Below are 18,470 nucleotides of genomic sequence, written 5' to 3'. Positions count from 1 at the left end.
GGAGCCTAAGGAAAGTGGATGATATAACCTCTCTACCGCGAGGTATTCAGGATTTATAAGCTTGATACAGAGCGTTTTATGCCTGCTTAGGAGGTGGAGGAATGGGAGACACTCCCTCTAGGTATAGGGGGTTGTTTCTCCTTACTATGAAAGGGGTGGTTAGGAAACTCGCCACTCCCCCACAGGAAAGCGAGCTATTCCCCGCAGCCCCCATCCACTCAACAAACGTCTCGAAACTGAGTCTTCCACAAACGGGAGCGTTTGGGGAAGAGATTGGGAAGGGGTTATTTTTGGGTATACGCGTCGGATTTTGTCTTTAACGCTTGAGGGGCTGGACTTTTTTGTGCTGACCGGGAAATTCGACCTGCTTTTTTCTGTTCAATCCACCCAAACTTTGATAGAGTAGTTTCATAGGGAATAAAGGAGGTACCAACATGGCATTTGGATTTAGCTTGTACGCGCTCGTCATTTTATTCGTGTTTAACTCACTCACACATTCCTTATGCACAAAGACGAAAATGTCGAACGAAAAACAAACGCGTGTTTTCCGCACGATCAATGTACTGATTACAATATTACTGATCTCTTCTTATGTGGAAGTGCTTAATACACTTTAAAAACAGGCCTCGGCTGGCCTGTTTTTTCTATGTCTTTTTACAATTGCTATATTTTCACAACACAGTATAGAACATTGCCTATGTAATGTGTTATATTTACTGATAGGCTGTGAGCAATCTCTACGTCACGAAATTCACAATAAGTTTTAGGAGTGTCAGGATTATGAAAAAAATAGCCATCACTGCTGCATTAGCAGCGAGCGTATTCACCTTGTCAGCTTGTTCATCAAATGCAGATGAATCAGAAGCTGTTGTTGAAACCAATGGTGGAGAAGTCACGAAAGAAGAATTTTATCAGGAATTAAAATCTCAGTATGGTGAGCAAGTGCTTCAGACTCTTGTCATGAAAGAAGTTCTCGCAAATAATTACGAGGTTTCCGATGAAGAAGTAAACAAGGAACTTGAAACAATCCAAGAACAGTATGGCGATAATTTTGAAACCATTCTTCAACAAAATGGCTTTGCTGATGAACAAGCTTTCAAAGAAACGATCCGTATGAGCTTATTGCAAGAAAAAGCGGCTTCTGAAGGAATCGAAATCTCAGAAGAAGAAATGAAAGATTATTATGACCGTATGAAGACAGAAGTTCAAGCGAGTCATATTCTAGTCTCCGATGAAGAAACAGCAAAAGAAGTGAAAGAAAAGATCGATAACGGAGAAGATTTCGGTACACTAGCTGCTGAATACTCTTCTGATGGTTCAGCTCAACAAGGCGGCAAGCTTGGTTGGTTCGGCCCTGGAGAAATGGTCGCTGAATTTGAAGATAAAGCGTATGAATTGGAGCCAGGTGAAGTAAGTGAACCGGTTCAATCTCAATTTGGTTACCATATCATTAAAGTTACGGACAAGCGCGATAAAGAAGATATCGAGCCGTTTGAAGAAATGAAAGAAGAAATCAAACGTACATTGACGAGTCAGAACGTCGATCAAGCTGAACTTCAGAAGAAGATGGATGAGCTTATGCAGAACTCTGAAATTGATGTGAAGCTTGAAGAATTTGAAGGTCTCTTTGATAAAGAAGAAGCTCCAGCAGAAGAAAGCACAAATCCAGAGGGTAACAACTCTGAAGAAGGTTCTTCCGAAGAAGAGACAACAGAAGAATAAAGAATAAAAGCCAGGTGAATGGATCACCTGGCTTTTATTCTGACATCATGGCGTCCCTTTTCCCTCTACGCTCTTTTTCCTTTTCCATCCGTTTCAAATACACTTGACCTTCCCGTTCAATATACTCCTGTTCCAAATTGTGCTCCGCTCTCATGGCGCGGAGGGCCATATACCCGCTAATGAATATAAAGACAATGCACAAAAAAACCCAAATCGGAAGACCGAATAACATGAATTCATCCTCCCTGCTCCTTTTGTTTCTAGTTTATGAGCGAGTGTGAGCATTTATGATACAAGCTCCTTTCCCTACTTTTGGTATAAAGGGCACAAAAAAACCGATGCGGACAGCTCACTAGCTATCCACACCGGTTCTTTTTACTTTTTATTTCGTTGATCAATTTTCGGTACGTATTGGAAAATTTCTCCGGACTCTACGACGTGAATGAATCTCATCAGCCAGCGATAGTAATTTTGAGCATATTCCAAGCGATCGATATCTTCGGTTATTTTTGCTTGAAGCTCTTCATCCGTCGTGTTCTCCTGAAGCTCTTGAAGTTCTTGAATGGCTTCATCCGCTTCTTCAATATTCGTCTCTGTATGATGTCTCCAACGACTTCCGAACAAGGAAGTAAAAGATTTATACCAGTCTTCTTCTGACTTGTATAGATCTTTACGAACTCCTTTCTTAAAGGAAGGCTCGACCATCTTCATATCTGATAAAGCACGGACCCCTGTCGACATACTCGTCTTACTCATCTCCAAAGCTTCCCGCATGTCATCCAATGTCATGGGTTCCTGTGAAAAGTACAGGACTCCATACAAACGACCGATCGAAGGGGTAACTCCGTAAAGGCTCATATTTTTTGCTATGACTTGGATAAATTGTTCAATCGTTTCTTCGTATTTGTTCCAATCTTTATTGTTTGTTTCTGGCAATGGAAACCCTCCATTTGCTTATTCCTCAGTAATCTTAAAACATTTTATCATTAAAATCCTTACATTGCGAACTTAATATAGATTTTAACTCAATTGCAGGACTTGAGGAGATTGAAACCCTTCTTCTAAATCTTCTCGCCATGTGAAAAGAACAACTTGGTGCTTCTTAGATAACTGCTCAAAAAGTTCAACCATCAAGTTTAACCTATTCTGGTCAAAATGAACAAAAGCATCATCTACTAAGAATGGCAGCGACAACTCATCCGCCATCGTTTCTCCAAGAGCCAAACGAAGAGAAACATAGAGTTGATCCTTCGTACCCCGCGAAAGCTCCATTGGAACAAAAGTAAATCCGTCCTCACTAATAACTTTAATTTGATCATCATCCTGGGAGATTCGCACATCGACATAGTTTCCATCCGTGAGCTTATGGAAATACACTGCAGATGTCCTTAAAATCCGTGGCAAATATTTTTCTTTATACGCATGTTTCGTCTTCTCCAATGCCTTCCAAGCCAGCTGATAAGCCGCCCACTCTTCCGACTGTTTTTGGAGTTTAGCTTTTTCTTGGTGAAGTTTATGTGTAAGGGTTGAGCGTTCATCTGAATGCTCCAACTGACGAATGGCACTCTGATTATCTGCCAAGGCTTGCTGATGCTTTTTTTGTTCTCCTTCTATCTTCTGCTTTTCACTTTTCAATCGTTCTAATCGTGCTGAAAGTTTAGCCTCTTCGGGTACTTCTGTCCATACGAGATAATCCTTCTGCTCTTTTTCTGACAGCATACGGTTCAGCTGATGTTCTAATTCTTGAAGCCGCGCTTGCTGTTCCTCTTGTTTTTCCTTTTGTTTCGCCTTTGCGTAAAATTCTTCTTCTGTATGCACGCTGGCTTCATTGAAAAGCTCTTGTTGTTGCTTCAAACATGTAGAAAGTTTCACTTTATTTTCTTTTGAAAGCTTCTCTAACGATTGCAGTTGCTCCTCGGATTGGGTAATTCCCTGTCTTTTGCGATCCTGTTCCTGTGTCCAATCTTTTAAACGGCTCCATTCTTGTTCCATTTTCTCTTCGTAGAATTCCCAATTGTTTCTGTTACAAAACGCTTCCATGCTTTTTTTGATGTTCTTTATTGTGGAGAGCTGTTTTTCTTTCTCCCGAAGCAGGCGTTTTTGTGTGCGTTTTTTTTCTTTCAATTGTGTCAAAAGGTGATAGAGCTTTTCCCAGTGCTCCACGTGTAAGTAGACAAGGAAAGGGTAAAGATTACGCTGTTCATCCATGGTGGTTTCCAATCTTCGTTTTCGTTGTTGAAGGTGATATTCTTTCTCTTGTAGCCGAAGCTCTTCCTGGTTTAATTGCTTCCACTGGTCACGAAGATGATGATATTCATTTTTTTGTGCATCATATTTTTGCAGCTGTCTTCTTGCTTGTTCCAAGTCTTCCACAGGAATGGCTGAGTTCATATTTTGCTCTGACGCTTTCACTATTTTTTTGTGACACCTGTAACTGTATAAGCCAAGACAAGCGGCTATGGACAAGCTTAGGGTGAAGAAGGTGATTCCATCAAGCAGCCCACCAGCTGTCAAAACAACGACAGCCAAGACAGCCCCAAACAACCGCCTATTCCTTAAGCCTGCATTGTTTTGCTCAGACGTTGCCGCTATTTGATGGCTACGCTGCAACTTGTCTTCGTACTCTCTGGCTGTTTCTTCACTGATCCTTTCGTCTTCTAACGTTTGTTTACTTTCCTCTAGCTTTTGAAACTCCCGGCTAATGTCATCTGATTGTTCCTTTATAAACGTTTCCTCACGTTCCACTTCTTCTTTTTCCTTTTTCAATGCTCGCCATGTTTCTTCTGTGTAAAAAGGCAAAGGATACTCCTCAATTTCATCTATCTCCAAAGGAACATCAATGTGATTAGCATCTTCCTCGAGCTGATCATCAAGTCGGCTGATCTGTTGCAACAGACGTTCGAGCTCATAGGTTGCTTGTTCATACAAGGGCGCCTGGGTTTCTAGGAGCTTCCTTGCTTCCCCCTCCCGAGATGGATCGTATCCATTCTTCCAACGTTGTATAGAACCTTCCAGTTCATCCAAGCGTGTGTTCAAAAGTTTTTGTTCGGATTGAAGAGGCAAAAGCAACTCCTTCACTTGCTGATAACGCTCCACACCAGATTCTGGAAAGGATAATGGGTGCTGTTTTTCTAACTCAGCCTTCAATAAATGGTAATCAACGATAAATGCTCTCACTTTTAACACTTGTTCCGTTATGTAAATGTGATTGATCGTTTCCTCCCATTTCTCTTCTAATGTGCGTAATCGTTTATTCAGTGTTTCTTTTGTACTTTGAAGTTGTAAATAGGATTCCTCTTCTTCATCCAATGTTCTTTTCTTCTGCTGCAACTCTTCAACCACTTGAAGTTGTTCATTGATGAGTGGTTTTTTTCCATTCGGCTTGAAACGTTCCTCCATTTGCTTTTGCAACCATTTTTCTGTTTGATAGATTTGATCAGATCCAGTTAACCCGATATTCAAAAGGACCTCTCCAAGCTCGTGTCCGGATAAATTCTTCAGTTCCATCAAGTCATCTGCATTGAAGCTGTAGGTGGATTCGAAAGCCCTCCGCTCCATGCCATTTAATAAAGTCCGAAGCCAGGATTCTTCCTTTATTTCCCCCGTCTCCAAACGGCAGACCGCTTTTCCATTCTCATATTCGTGTTTTCTCTCAATCGTCACTCGCCCGTAATCTTCTGTTAAAAGGACGAGGCGTCCTCCCATACCCCCTCCGGTTTTAGGTATAAAAGACGCTCTTTGCTTTGGGGGTAGTCCAAATAACATGAACAAGATGAACTCATAGAGCGTTGATTTACCTGCCTCATTTTCCCCTATGATTAAATGAGGAGATGCCTGGCTTAGATCTAAGGAGTATTCCTTCCATTTCCCGAATCCATAGATGGTTAAATGGATGACTTTCATTCTGTTCCACTCCCCTCATGGTTGATCATCCGTTCCAATAACAGTGACTTTGCATGCTCGATAACTTCGGTCGTTTCTTCGTTTTTCATTGGTTTTATATACCTTGATACTTTACGATGAGAAAACAAAGGAGAGAGCCATTTTTCTACTTCTTCTTCATTTAAATCCGCAATGGTCCGCAAAAGTTCACCTGTAAAATGAGTCCCTTTCCTTAATTCCTCTTCATCCCAAGTTGTACGTTTTTCAACCTTAATCTCCTCAATCCAGATCCAATGATCGGAAGACAAATCTTCATTCTCATTTATGACTTCCACCCACTCCAGAATGTCTTCCATGGATCCTGCATGTCCTGCCAACGTAATCGTCAACATTACAGGAGAACCGGTTGCTACGTTGTCTTTCGCCTGTTCCAAAACTCTTTCCAACTCTTCAGACGATGTAATCTCAAGGTCATCCACAACGGTGGAGACGTATGTAATACTCTGTAACGGTACAAAATGATAATTCCAGTTACCGGAATTGTGTTCGACAAGGTAACACCCTTTTTCCCCTGCTTCCTTCCGTGATCTTCCCTGGATATTTCCGGGATACAGAATGGGGGGATCTGTTGAAAGGACCGAACGTTTGTGTATGTGACCTAATGCCCAATAGTCCATACCCTGGCTTTTTAACTCTTGGAGTGAAAAGGGGGCATAAACATCATGGTCTGTATTTGTTTCCAGACTGCCGTGAAGCATTCCGATGTGATAGTCAGCCCCCTCCTCTTTGTTAAAAAACGACGCTTTCCGCTCTCGTACTACCCTAGTCTCATAGCTGAACCCGTAAATATGAGCCACTACCTCCCCATTCTTTTCAAAAGGAAAGCTGTCCACGTTCTGACTCTGGAAAATATGTACATTGTCGGGCATCTCAATAGGAGATTGGGTTCCCTCTATATAATCGTGGTTCCCATAGCTGATATAAACAGGAATATCTTTCTCCTGAAGTCGCTCAAACCCACGCCTCAGGTGCACTTGAGCTTTAATACTACGAATTTCTTCATTGTATAAGTCACCACTAATCAAAAGGAAATCTACCTTATGATCTACACAGGTGTCGATTAAACGGTCAAACGCTTCGAACGTGCTTTTCCGCATTCTTTCTAACAATTCCGCAGGGAAATGTCCCTTTGTTTTAAAAAGGCTGTCGATATGTAAATCTGCGCTGTGTATGAACCGAATGGACGATTTCACCAGGACCAGCCTCCTTTTCTATTATTATTTCCTTCATTTTAACAGAGCCCAAAACCGAATGCACGTTCTCATCCAAGGATCACACTTGTAGATACGAGGAGCAACAACCTGTCCGGAAAAACGTAACTTTTACTCTAATGCTTTCATGAGATTTCCATCTTCTCAAACAAAAACCCCCCTTTAAGAAAAGGGGGGGTATCTCTATTTCTCTTTCTTAGATAGTTGCAAAGCTGTTTTTAAATCTTTTAAAGAAGTGGACTTCCCATACATCAGTACACCGCCGCGATAGACTCGTGCTCCGATCAACGCAAGCAAAAGAATAGATCCTAAGAGAATACCGATCGATAAGGCAACTTCCCAAATAGGGATTTCCAACATTCCCACCCGTAAAAACATAATCAGTGGCGTAAAGAACGGGAAGTATGAACTGATCGTGATGAAGGATGAATCAGGCATACCAAGACCAAACATCGCAATGAGGAAACCAGCTACAATAAGCATTATCATAGGGGCCAATAATTGCTGCGCATCTTCCAAACGACTGACGAGCGATCCCAAAGTCGCTGCTAGAGTAGCATAAAGTAAATAGCCGAGAATGAAGAAAACAACCGCATATACAATGGTCCCAGGATTAATGTCGTTGAAACCGAAAAGCTCCAGCATTGAACCATCACCAAGGGTTTTGCTTTGTTGGATTCCTAAGTACCCAGCCAAAATAAGGATAGCGAATTGGGTCAATCCTAACAAAGCAATGCCGAAAATTTTCGCAAACATTTGTGATACCGGAGATACGCTGGAAACGAGTATTTCCATAACACGGCTTGATTTTTCTGTGGCTACTTCTGTGGAAATCATTTGTCCATACATGATGACAGAGAAGTATAAGAAAAAGAGCATTACATAAACAAGCCCGCGCGTCTGATTTAGTTCTTCTGCTGTTTTTGCACTTTCTTCAAGCGCAACGAGTTCAAAGGTAACGGGTGCATTCATTCGTTGAATGATAGCAGGATCCACGTTGGCCTGCTCAGTCACATATTGAACTTTCAACTGTTGAAGCGCCTGTCTGACTTGATCACTTTCTCCTGTGTTGGCGATCTTATTAGCATAGTAAGTCGCTGCAGGAATCCCCTCTTCTCCTTGGTTTAGTTCAACGACAGATTGATAATCCCCTTCTTCTACCGCTTCTTGAGCTTCCTCAAGACTTCCATCATATTTCTCAAGGCTAAGGTTGTCATTCATGGACACGACCTGACTTAATGACTGATACCATTCCTCATTATCCGTTACAACAGCCACTTTCTTTTCTTCATCCCCATCACTGAAGGTTTCGATGATGGATTGCAAATTCGATAAACCAAAAATGAGTGCAACTGTAATCAGTGTTGTAATTAAAAATGATTTAGATTTGACACGGTTTTTATAGGTCTGAGCAACCATGATAAAGAATTTATTCATAAGAAGCACCCACCTTCTCAATGAAAATGTCATTCAACGTCGGCTCTTCAAGATCGAATTTACGTACGAACCCTTTCCCTTGTAGCTCTTCAAAAATATGTTGAGCGATTTCTTCACGTTCAATCTGAATTTCGCAGCCATCACCTAATGGCTTATATTTTGTTACCCCAGGAATATCCTCGAGGAATGTAAGGTTGAAGTCTGCATTGACTTTCACATTCTTTTTCCCGAATGATTTTTTGATCTCTTTTAATTTCCCATGCACTACCGGTGAACCGTGGTGGAGGATACACAGATTTTCACATAATTCCTCTACATGCTCCATACGGTGAGATGAAAATACAATCGATGTTCCCGCTTCTTTCAAATCAATGACGGCTTTTTTCAGCATTTCAACATTAACAGGGTCCAACCCTGAAAATGGTTCATCCAATATCAATAATTTCGGTTTATGTAATACAGCTGAGATGAATTGAATTTTTTGCTGATTCCCTTTCGATAATTCTTCAACTTTTTTATTTTTATATTCCGGCACTTTGAAACGTTCAAGCCAACTTTCAATCTGCTGAACAGCCTCAGATTTCTTCATCCCTCTTAATTTGGCCAGGTACACCAACTGCTCCTGCACCTTCAGCTTAGGATAAAGCCCTCTTTCCTCGGGTAAGTACCCTATTAAATGGCTCTGATCGTACCCAATATCACCACCGTTCCAAGATATTTCACCTTTTGTTTGATCCAGCAAACCAAGAACCATACGGAAAGTTGTAGTTTTACCTGCACCGTTCGCACCAAGAAATCCAAAAATCTGCTTTTCCGGAATTTCTAATGACAGATCATCAACAGCTGTAAACGAGCCAAATTTCTTCGTCACGTTCTCCAATCGTAAAGTCATCGTTTCTCCCCCTTTTCAACTTCTATACGTAACTTCAAACTTAATGGTTTCAAAAATTCCTTTCCCAATAAAAAATAATTCTACTAAAGAATATGGCAGGATTGTGGAAGACTCAGGTTAGAGATGTTTCGGGGTTCTTTGCTGAATTGAGCGTTAGGGGTGGTTAGGAAGCCACTCGCCTTCCTGTGGGGGAGTGGCTTCCTCGAGCTATCGCCCTGTGGGATCTCGCCGATCTCCTATCTCCCACGGGAGTCTCGCAGCTTCCCAACCACCCCATTCGATATTGTAAGAAACGAACCCCTCTACCAGGAAGGAGCATCTTCCACCATCACTACCTATTGTAAGAAAGCGCTCTATAACAAGCGGTAATGGCCTCTACCCACACGATGGAGGCTTGGTGTTATTGCTCCTAATACGTATAAAGCGCCTAATTCTGGAAGTAATTTCGAGATACTTATATGGCAGAGGGGCGGAGGGGAATGGCGAGACTCATGCGGGAAAAAAGTGCTTGGTGAGACCTCATAGGACGCAGTCCGAGGAGGCTCACCGCGCTCCCGCGGAAAGCGAGCTATTCCCCGCAGCCCCCATCCACTCAACAAACGTCTCGAAACTGAGGCTTCAAGAAAAGGGAGTTATTGTTGAAGACTCAGCTTTTCATATAAATTTTGCTGTTCAGGCAGGAATATCGACGGTGTATGACAAAAGTAATTATTGAATACCTATTCATTCAAGGAGGAACAACGATGAAGACATACTACTTAACTGTATTCGAAAAAGACGGTACCAATGTCCTCGATGAAACGTTTCAAGCAGAAAATGATGATCAAGCAAAAAAAATAGGATCAGAGAAATTGGAGGAAAAAGGGTATAGCCATCAAACCCATCGCTGCGCTGCACCTGAAGGGCATTTGGTCTTGTTTCACAGATAAACACGGAAGAAATTAAACCTAAAAAAGTCGCGCTTCTCAGCGCGACTTTTTTCATTTACCTTGGAACTCTGGCTTTCGCTTTTTTAAAAAGGCTTCTACCCCTTCTTTATGGTCTTCGGTTTGAAGCAACATCCATTGGGTTTCTCGCTCTTTCTTCAAGTATTGAGTTAACCGCTCCAAACCATGCTGATGATAGATTTCTTTTGTAGCAATCATTGATTTTAATGGACTTCTGCTCCATTTTTCCGCCAAACGTGCGGCCTCTTCCTGAACAGGTCCATTGACGACAATATCCACAAGTTTATGGTCGTAAGCCTCTTTTGCTCTCATTTGCTGGCCTTCCCAAGTGAAATGTTTCGCCTGGTGCGTACCTAAGCGTTCCTGCAGCCAAAAATGACCTCCACCATCTGGAGCCAATCCAATACCTATAAAGTTCATAGATAGATGAGCATCAGGTTCTGCTATGACATAATCAGCAGATAACGCGATACTTAACCCCAGACCTACGACAGACCCATGTAAAGCGGATATGACAATTTTCTGCATGGAATAAAAGGTCTTCACAATCGTTTCAATGTTGTCCATCACTGCATCATAGGTATTTCTGTCAGAAACTTCTTTCATCATGCCAAGATCTCCACCTGCGCAGAAACCTTCTCCTTCTCCGTATAAAAGAACAACTTGGGCCTCGGACCGCCTCACTGCTCGAGCGGCTTCAGCAAATTCTTCTAAAAGCTCGGCATTCAAGGCATTGTATTTTTCTCCTCTGGCAATTTTCAAATGAACGACATTTCCCTTTTCCTCTACAACGAAATGCTTCATGATTATCCTCCTATAAATGGAAAAATTCTTCTTGGGTTCTTTTTTCGTTATATCCTCTCCACATTCCTGCATGAGACGACAGAAAATCCAATCAATTAAAGGTGCCTAGTATGCATGAAACATAAACACAACGTTCAGATTTTCAGCCAACAAAAAGAGGAGCTGGATCAACCAGCTCCTCTTTTTTTATACCTATTTATTGTTGTGGTTCTTCAGGGTTGCCATAAAGCTCTTCAAGAGGCTTCGTAATGATACGGCTAATATCATTAATGACTGTATTCAAGCGTTGCTCTTCTTCCATAAGCTTGGAGATTTGAGGGTGTTGTTGTACAAGTTCAACGACTTTACGAGCTTGTTCTACTTCTTCCTCAGAAATTTCTTCTCCTTGCATCTGCTTTTGTTGAAGAGTGATTTGTGTTTGACGGAAATCGTCGAACATTTTTTTAGCAGCTTCGTCTTCCATTACTGCTTCATATGCTTCTTTCAATCCGGTGAACTCTTCGCTGTTACGGATTGCTTTTTCCAGATCATACGCGTAATCATATAGATTTGCCATAAAAATAAGAACCTCCTAAGTTTTCGTTCTGTTACTCCTCCCCCACTATAACAAACTCCTATTCGTCTGTATAGGAATACACCATTATCCGAAAAATAGCACAATAGTGGCTTGCAGCAAGCCGATGATCCCTCCAAGTAAAGCACCCAGGTAGGTAATCATTTTGAATTCCCTCCTTGAAATGCCAAGGACCATTTCTTCAAGACGCTCGACTTGAAAAGCTTCAACTTCCTCCTGAACAATTTCAGATAAACGCAAGTTTGTCATCATGCTTTCTACCTTGGATGATAAAAGCTCACTGATTTGATCTACAGCTGCTGGAATGAAGGTATCCAAAATTTTATCCTCATAAGGACTTGTCCAGTCCGCCACGGTTTTTGCCATCCATTGATCTACAGGCAATGCACCAGCTACCGCTTCCCCAAGCTTTGTAGCTACTGTTTCACGACCGATCTGATCCTCAAACCACGCCACTCGTTTAGATAAAAGTTTATCTTTCTCACCGCGCAACATCGTTTCCAGCCAATCTTTCATTTCTCGATCGGATACATATCTAAGAATCAGTGGATAAATACGCTCGGTAAGTCCATCCGGTCCCATAAACGATGAAATCATGTTACCGAGAAAACCTTGATTATCCAGATAGTTATCAATTAATGCGGCAACTTTTTCTTTCCCTTCGGAACTCCGGAAATAAGCCTCTATACTGGCTTGGATATGATCTGCTGCTTGATCCACCCCTCGTTCTGTCTTTTCTCGTAACGCAGGTGTCAAGAGCTCTTCAATCGTCTTTTCACGATATTCGCTCATGACCGTCTCATAACGGTTTTCCACCCAGTGAGATACATGATTGTGAATGGATTCGGATGTAACCTCGACATGAAAGTTTTGCAGCACTTCTTTTAACGTTGCTTCTTTTTTTAGCATCGATTGAACTTCTTTTCTCGCCCAAGTCGTCATTTGTGCTTTAAAACTTGAATGGGTGAGCTTTCGACGGATGCCTTCCGGAGTTAAGAGGTGATTGACAACCATCTTCCCTAACTGCTGAGCTAATTCCTTTTGCCGTTTAGGGATGAGCCCCGGGGTGAAAGGAAGACGGTACTTACCAATGTAAATCGCCCGGTATGGTCGAAACAACATTTTTATAGCTAAAGAGTTGGTAAGGCCTCCGATCAGAGCACCAATACCAATCATCATCATAATTAATAAAACAGGATTCATGATTCAACCTCTTTCTACACATGGTGTTCCAAGTATAATTCAAATAATACCCAAGTGCCAACGGTAAGAGTTTAGGAACAATAGCTTTAGTTGCGCACATAGATACGGAATCCAGATGAACTGCACAGTCCAGATGATGACCTTCGTTTTCTAAAGACAAAGATCTATTGTTGTTTTCATCTGAAAGCTGTCCACGGCGCAGTCACCCCCTGATATAAAACAGGTGTTTTCCTAAACCAACAAAAAAAGGCCTTGTGCAGACATGGCCTTTGAACGGATGTTATTTCAGCCTTCCATAAATGGTGCCAAACCGTGCGGCATGCTCCATCTCATCCGTCATAGCTGTAAATAACGGATAAAAAGCGACGGGCGTAGGTATCATAAACAGCATATGCCGATACATTTCTGCTGCTTTAAATTCATCTTGTTGAGCCCTGATTACTCCATTCTCAAAAGATCGATAGCTGATTGTTTCGGGTTTGAAATTATTATAATAGGTGCCAGTCAACTGGAAGTGAAGGTGTTGAAACAGTTGATAGTGTTTCCATTCATCATCTTCGGCATGCTGGATATAGTCCCTGAACAATTGATTCCTTGTATCCTCTTTTAATCGGCTGTAAAAATTGTAATCCTTCCACTCTTCTTTAATTGACCTTTGCAGCATTTGGACAAAGGACTCCTGATGCCTTGTCATGCGATCTCCTCCCTTATCACAAGGATATGAATGGATAGGACAAGTTTATGCCGCGCGCTAGGTCATTGAATCTGATATTCAGGGCAAAATGAAAAAGGGAGGTGATAAGATGGAAAAGCATAAACGGCATGATGCTCCAGAAGGCAAAGGAAAATTTGAATTAGACGTGGATCGCATGATTAATGAAGGGATGGCAGGTGGTACGGTTAAACCTGTTTACGGTCATGAACAAATTGGAGAAGCTCACGAAATCCCGAAAGAGAAAGATGAAAAATGAAAAGAAAAAGCTGTCTCCTGTTCGCCTTTCACAAGACGAAACAGGAGACAGCTTCCTTCCTTACCGGCTTTTAACAATCATCTGTACAGCTTCGTTAATTAATTCTTCTGCTGATTCGCCTTCCTCATGAGCATCACGAATGCAACCTTCTAAATTTTTTGCAACGATATATCCAATCGCACGGTCCATAGCTGAACGTGCGGCAGACAATTGGGTAATGACATCTTTACAATCCTTATCTTCATCCATCATTTTGAGGACACCACGAACTTGACCTTCAATTCTTTTCAGACGATTTTTTGTCTCAGGACCGTAAATACTTTTATCCTTCACATGATCCAATCCTTCTCCTCCTCTCAACAGGTAGAAAGTTTTATACCTTCAACGCTTTCCGGATTTTGTCCATTGTATTACTATAATAGTAAATATCCTATCAAAAAGGAAGAGATTCATGTCAGTTGTAGAACAACTTAAACGTTTATACCCTTCAATTATTATAAATAAACTAAGTATGGATAATCATTCCTCATACAAATGGTTCCAAACCGAAGATGGTGAAATTGTAGGAATTAACAAAGATGAATTGAATGAGCAATCATCCGAATTGCTCTCTTTATTTCTCACCTCATTGACTTCAGAAGAATCCACCATGACAGAAAGAGAGAAGCAGTGGTCCTCATATCTTTATAAAAGAGAAGGTTTTCAAGAAATGGTGCGGCCGGTGTCCTATCGTTTTGTCCTTTTTTCCATCGAAGATCCTGAAGTAGAGCAAGATATCGTAAAGGAAGCACTTCAATCCTTATTTCCTCAAGTTATGCCCCTCTTATGGACATCAGAACGCGAGGGATTCATTATAGAGGAGATGTTGTCTAAAGATCAGGAAATCATGGAATTCGAAGGCATGGCTGATGTATTAAGCAGTGACTTTTACACGAATATCCAATTCTTCATTAGTGAATTCACTTCAACACTAGAAGATGCCCCAAAAATTCTGAAATGGTCACAGCACGGAGCGAACATAGCTAAAGAGCATAAACTTGGCTCTCTGATCTCATATAAAGATATTATCCCCTATTTATATATAGATGCACTTCCTATAGAAGAATGGGAACACATCCGTAGGTCCGTCTTCAAAGAGATTGAGAAGGACAAGGAATTATTGCAGACCATCCGGATCTTCCTGGAATCTGGATCTAATACATCTCTCGCTTCTAAAAAGCTGTACATGCACAGAAACAGCTTGCAATACCGTATAGACAAATTTATTGAGAAAACAGGCCTGGATATTAAACAATTTGAAGGGGCGGTCATTACGTACCTTGCATTATTACACATGGAATTCTAATTATCGACAAAGTGCACAAACAACCCTTGGACAGGTTTGTGCACTTTGTCCATTTACCGTTTTCAGAAACTTCGATACACTTTAATCAATCAAGTAAGCGATTTCAACTTTACTAGGGGGATTTACAATGGCAGAAATTAAACTAAGCAATATTGATAAAGTGTATGATAAGAGTGTAAAAGCAGTAGATGACTTCAACTTACACATTAAGGATAAAGAATTTATCGTATTCGTTGGTCCATCCGGTTGCGGAAAATCCACAACACTTCGTATGATTGCAGGTCTTGAAGAGATTACAAACGGTGATTTCTTGATTGATGAAAAACGTATGAATGATGTAGCGCCTAAAGACCGCGATATCGCGATGGTCTTCCAGAACTACGCGTTGTACCCGCACATGAATGTGTATGATAACATGGCATTCGGCCTCAAACTTCGTAAAATGGATAAAAATGAAATTGAGAAGCGTGTAAACAATGCAGCGCAAATCCTTGGTCTGGAAGCTTTACTAGACCGTAAGCCGAAAGCGCTGTCAGGTGGTCAAAGACAGCGTGTTGCCCTTGGGCGTGCGATTGTTCGAGATGCAAAAGTATTCTTGATGGACGAGCCACTTTCCAACCTTGATGCAAAGCTTCGTGTTCAAATGCGTGCTGAAATCCAGAAGTTGCACCAACGTCTACAAACAACGACAATCTACGTTACACACGACCAAACAGAAGCGATGACGATGGCTACACGACTTGTTGTTATGAAAGATGGAATCATCCAACAAGTGGGTGCACCAAAAGATGTTTATGACAAACCTGAAAATGTCTTTGTCGGCGGCTTTATCGGATCACCAGCCATGAACTTCCTTAATGGTACACTTGCCGATGGACACATCGAACTTGGTGATATTAAAATCGCTGTTCCAGAAGGAAAAATGAAGCCTCTTCGTGAGCAAAATTACATCGGTAAAGAAGTCATCCTTGGTGTAAGACCAGAAGACATGCACGATGAGCCTGTATTTATTGATGCAAACCAGGACAAGAAAATCACAGCAGATATCGAAGTAGCAGAATTGATGGGATCTGAGTCTTACTTGTATTCCAAACTGAATGACCAGGACTTTATCGCTCGTGTAGACTCCCGCTCTGACATTCATGGTGGAGATCAGATTACGTTGGCGATTGATATGAACAAAGTTCACTTCTTTGATAAAGACTCTGAATTACGTATCCACTAATAAACGAAAAACGCAGCCATATCGGCTGCGTTTTTTTATGTGGCTTGAATATCATTCAAACCACAATCTTCACATACGAATAAATGGACACATTCCTCAGTGATTGATGAATTCAAATCTCCATCAACGAGGTCTGTGTATTTCTGATCAAGATAAGGACTGTAATCATCTAAGAAATCTGTGACACGTCCTTGATCATGCATCGTTCCTTCACATTTTGGACAGGGCCTCTCTGATGCTGCCCATCCATTGCATACACCACATTCTTGCATCGCTCGCCACTTCTTTCAAAACAAACTGGAGAATAACATCATTCGTACATTGCATGAATGCACCAGGATATCCAAAAAATAAAGAGGAAGGGCGCACCCTTCCTCCTTCGTCACAAGTATTTATTTGTATTGTTGTCCGCCGAACTGTTGCTCAGCCATTTGGACAAGACGCTTAGTGATTTCACCACCTACAGAACCGTTAGCACGGGATGTAGAGTCAGGTCCAAGTTGTACGCCAAATTCTTGTGCGATTTCGTATTTCATTTGGTCTAGAGCTTGTTGTACACCAGGTACAACCAACTCGTTTGAACTGTTGTTGTTAGCCATGTGTCTCACCTCCTGTCTTGTGTAATCGTAGTATGGGTCGGTCTGATTGTTTTTATGTCAAAAAAACAGGTGGTAATTACTGGAGATATACCCCAGGCTCCTACACATGGCTAACAACAGAAAATTAATTCGCGTTCGGTTTTGTCATCGCTTTAGGATCCACATATTCGTCAAACTGCTCTTCGGTAAGAACCCCTAGTTCAACAGCTGTTTCTTTTAAGGTCTGATCTTTTTCAAAGGCTGTTTTCGCGATGTTCGCTGCATTTTCATATCCAATATGAGGGTTGAGAGCAGTGACTAGCATTAAGGAATCGCGTAAATACTTCTCAATTTGTTCATGGTTCGGCTCCAAACCGCTCACGCAACGCTCGTCGAAAGAAACGATGCTGTCTGCAAGCAGTTGTGCTGACTGTAAGAAATTATAAGCGATCACTGGTTTAAATACATTGAGCTCAAAGTTCCCCTGACTAGCAGCAAAACCGATCGTAGCATCATTTCCCATGACCTGAGCTGCAACCATGGTTACGGCTTCGCTCTGTGTTGGATTTACCTTTCCAGGCATAATGGAACTGCCCGGTTCATTCGCGGGAATCGTTATTTCACCGATGCCACAACGTGGTCCACTCGCAAGCCACCTTACATCATTGGCTATTTTCATGAGATCCGCTGCTAAAGCTTTCAAAGCTCCATGCGTGTGGACCAGTTCGTCATGTGAAGTAAGCGCATGGAATTTATTCGGTGCAGATATAAACCCTTTTCCTGTTGCCTCGTTAATTTGAGCAACGACCTGCTCGGAGAAATCCGCATGAGCATTCAATCCTGTACCTACAGCAGTACCTCCAATCGCAAGCTCCTTGACATATTCTGTGCTTTCAATAAGCATTTTTTCAGTTTTTTCGAGCATGCGGTGCCAACCACTGATTTCCTGACCAAGTGTTAGTGGCGTGGCGTCCTGTAAATGGGTCCGTCCAATTTTGACGATGTCGTTAAACGCTTCCATTTTTTCTTTTAACGTATGTTTGAATTGGATCAAGGCTGGAAGAACAATATCCTCGATCTTTCGAACAGATGCAATATGCATCGCTGTCGGATAAGTATCATTTGAACTTTGAGATTTATTTACATCATCATTCGGATGAAGGCGTGCGTCACTGCCTTTTTCCTGCAGCCATTGCGAGCCAACATAGGCGATGACTTCATTTACATTCATATTGGATTGCGTTCCGCTTCCCGTCTGCCAGACGACTAGAGGGAAGTGGTCTTCCAGTTCTCCAGCAATTATAAGATCCGCCGCATAAGCAATAGCATCTGCTTTTTCTTCTTCAAGCAAACCTAGTGACGCATTTGCTTTTGCTGCACTTTTTTTAAGGATCGCAAAGCCCTCTACGACTTCTTTCGGCATTTTTTCATCACCGATCGGGAAATTTTGTTTACTTCTTTGTGTTTGAGCTCCCCAAAACTTTTCGCTCGGTACTTTGATTTCTCCTATGGTATCTTTTTCAATGCGATAATCCATGAATATCCTCCCTTTGCTCAAATCATTGCATGCCCTTACATTGTATCAAGAATCATTTGAACAATCACCAGAAGCCCGCTCT

General features: G+C 41.7%; 20 protein-coding genes. 6 read left to right on the top strand and 14 right to left on the bottom strand.

Annotated features, from left to right (window positions below):
• The first annotated feature begins 434 nt into the window (after nt 1-434).
• The gene (locus tag ACXACN_RS00765) at nt 435-617 is read left to right on the top strand and encodes a hypothetical protein (RefSeq protein WP_035510066.1); all 183 of its coding nucleotides are present in this window, start codon (nt 435-437) and stop codon (nt 615-617) included.
• Nucleotides 618-780: 163 nt separating this feature from the next.
• The gene (locus ACXACN_RS00760; protein WP_474961525.1) at nt 781-1,722 is read left to right on the top strand and encodes a peptidylprolyl isomerase; all 942 of its coding nucleotides are present in this window, start codon (nt 781-783) and stop codon (nt 1,720-1,722) included.
• A gap of 34 nt (nt 1,723-1,756) precedes the next feature.
• Here the strand turns inward: ACXACN_RS00760 and ACXACN_RS00755 are convergent, their stop codons facing one another.
• The 6 genes from ACXACN_RS00755 to ACXACN_RS00730 all read right to left on the bottom strand — a co-directional run bounded on the left by ACXACN_RS00755 (nt 1,757) and on the right by ACXACN_RS00730 (nt 9,204).
• Complete coding sequence (locus ACXACN_RS00755; RefSeq protein ID WP_474961523.1) at nt 1,757-1,954, bottom strand: sporulation YhaL family protein; 198 nt, start codon at nt 1,952-1,954, stop codon at nt 1,757-1,759.
• A gap of 143 nt (nt 1,955-2,097) precedes the next feature.
• On the bottom strand, nt 2,098-2,658 hold the full coding sequence (locus ACXACN_RS00750; protein ID WP_474961522.1) for a GbsR/MarR family transcriptional regulator: 561 nt from the start codon (nt 2,656-2,658) through the stop codon (nt 2,098-2,100).
• 84 nt (nt 2,659-2,742) lie between these two features.
• On the bottom strand, nt 2,743-5,625 hold the full coding sequence (locus ACXACN_RS00745; protein ID WP_474961521.1) for an ATP-binding protein: 2,883 nt from the start codon (nt 5,623-5,625) through the stop codon (nt 2,743-2,745).
• Complete coding sequence (locus ACXACN_RS00740) at nt 5,622-6,857, bottom strand: metallophosphoesterase family protein (protein ID WP_474961519.1); 1,236 nt, start codon at nt 6,855-6,857, stop codon at nt 5,622-5,624. Before ACXACN_RS00740 ends, ACXACN_RS00745 begins: the two co-directional genes overlap by 4 nt.
• Nucleotides 6,858-7,058: 201 nt before the next feature.
• Nucleotides 7,059-8,312 (bottom strand): ABC transporter permease, encoded by a 1,254-nt coding sequence (locus ACXACN_RS00735; RefSeq protein WP_474961518.1) that lies wholly within the window; start codon nt 8,310-8,312, stop codon nt 7,059-7,061.
• Nucleotides 8,305-9,204: an ABC transporter ATP-binding protein gene (locus tag ACXACN_RS00730; protein ID WP_474961516.1), complete on the bottom strand. Its 900-nt coding sequence runs from the start codon at nt 9,202-9,204 to the stop codon at nt 8,305-8,307. Before ACXACN_RS00730 ends, ACXACN_RS00735 begins: the two co-directional genes overlap by 8 nt.
• 743 nt (nt 9,205-9,947) lie before the next feature.
• Between ACXACN_RS00730 and ACXACN_RS00725 the strand changes: the two genes are divergently transcribed.
• On the top strand, nt 9,948-10,133 hold the full coding sequence (locus tag ACXACN_RS00725) for a YhzD family protein (RefSeq protein ID WP_474961515.1): 186 nt from the start codon (nt 9,948-9,950) through the stop codon (nt 10,131-10,133).
• A 51-nt stretch (nt 10,134-10,184) separates the two neighbouring features.
• Here ACXACN_RS00725 and ACXACN_RS00720 read toward each other — a convergent pair whose 3' ends face one another.
• The 4 genes from ACXACN_RS00720 to ACXACN_RS00705 form a co-directional block, all read right to left on the bottom strand.
• Entirely contained in the window at nt 10,185-10,955 is a 771-nt protein-coding gene (locus ACXACN_RS00720) for an enoyl-CoA hydratase (protein ID WP_474961513.1), read from the bottom strand.
• Nucleotides 10,956-11,151: 196 nt separating this feature from the next.
• Nucleotides 11,152-11,511, bottom strand: coding sequence for a YlbF/YmcA family competence regulator (locus ACXACN_RS00715; RefSeq protein ID WP_474961511.1), 360 nt, complete (start codon nt 11,509-11,511; stop codon nt 11,152-11,154).
• 84 nt (nt 11,512-11,595) lie between these two features.
• Nucleotides 11,596-12,732 carry a DUF445 domain-containing protein gene (locus ACXACN_RS00710; RefSeq protein ID WP_474961510.1) on the bottom strand — a complete coding sequence of 379 codons (1,137 nt, stop codon included), beginning with the start codon at nt 12,730-12,732 and terminating at the stop codon, nt 11,596-11,598.
• 280 nt (nt 12,733-13,012) lie between these two features.
• Nucleotides 13,013-13,426: a hypothetical protein gene (locus ACXACN_RS00705; protein WP_474961508.1), complete on the bottom strand. Its 414-nt coding sequence runs from the start codon at nt 13,424-13,426 to the stop codon at nt 13,013-13,015.
• A 109-nt stretch (nt 13,427-13,535) separates the two neighbouring features.
• Between ACXACN_RS00705 and ACXACN_RS00700 the strand changes: the two genes are divergently transcribed.
• On the top strand, nt 13,536-13,703 hold the full coding sequence (locus tag ACXACN_RS00700) for a hypothetical protein (protein ID WP_474961507.1): 168 nt from the start codon (nt 13,536-13,538) through the stop codon (nt 13,701-13,703).
• 60 nt (nt 13,704-13,763) lie between these two features.
• Here the strand turns inward: ACXACN_RS00700 and ACXACN_RS00695 are convergent, their stop codons facing one another.
• A complete protein-coding gene (locus tag ACXACN_RS00695) occupies nt 13,764-14,045 on the bottom strand; it encodes a metal-sensitive transcriptional regulator (protein ID WP_474961505.1) in 282 nt (93 codons plus the stop codon).
• Between the two features lie 109 nt (nt 14,046-14,154).
• On the opposite strand from ACXACN_RS00695, the gene ACXACN_RS00690 reads away from it, so the two are divergent.
• Nucleotides 14,155-15,048 carry a PucR family transcriptional regulator gene (locus ACXACN_RS00690; protein WP_474961504.1) on the top strand — a complete coding sequence of 298 codons (894 nt, stop codon included), beginning with the start codon at nt 14,155-14,157 and terminating at the stop codon, nt 15,046-15,048.
• 127 nt (nt 15,049-15,175) lie between these two features.
• Nucleotides 15,176-16,273 (top strand): ABC transporter ATP-binding protein, encoded by a 1,098-nt coding sequence (locus ACXACN_RS00685; RefSeq protein WP_474961503.1) that lies wholly within the window; start codon nt 15,176-15,178, stop codon nt 16,271-16,273.
• Between the two features lie 35 nt (nt 16,274-16,308).
• Here ACXACN_RS00685 and ACXACN_RS00680 read toward each other — a convergent pair whose 3' ends face one another.
• The 3 genes from ACXACN_RS00680 to fumC form a co-directional block, all read right to left on the bottom strand.
• Entirely contained in the window at nt 16,309-16,545 is a 237-nt protein-coding gene (locus ACXACN_RS00680; RefSeq protein WP_474961501.1) for a hypothetical protein, read from the bottom strand.
• A gap of 120 nt (nt 16,546-16,665) precedes the next feature.
• The gene (locus tag ACXACN_RS00675; RefSeq protein WP_474961500.1) at nt 16,666-16,872 is read right to left on the bottom strand and encodes a small, acid-soluble spore protein, alpha/beta type; all 207 of its coding nucleotides are present in this window, start codon (nt 16,870-16,872) and stop codon (nt 16,666-16,668) included.
• A 124-nt stretch (nt 16,873-16,996) separates the two neighbouring features.
• Nucleotides 16,997-18,388, bottom strand: coding sequence for a class II fumarate hydratase (fumC, locus tag ACXACN_RS00670; protein ID WP_474961498.1), 1,392 nt, complete (start codon nt 18,386-18,388; stop codon nt 16,997-16,999).
• Nucleotides 18,389-18,470: the final 82 nt, after the last annotated feature.

The sequence above is a fragment of the Halobacillus sp. AWM4_238 genome, from assembly GCF_056158265.1.
This window is presented reverse-complemented; position numbering and strand designations above follow the sequence as displayed.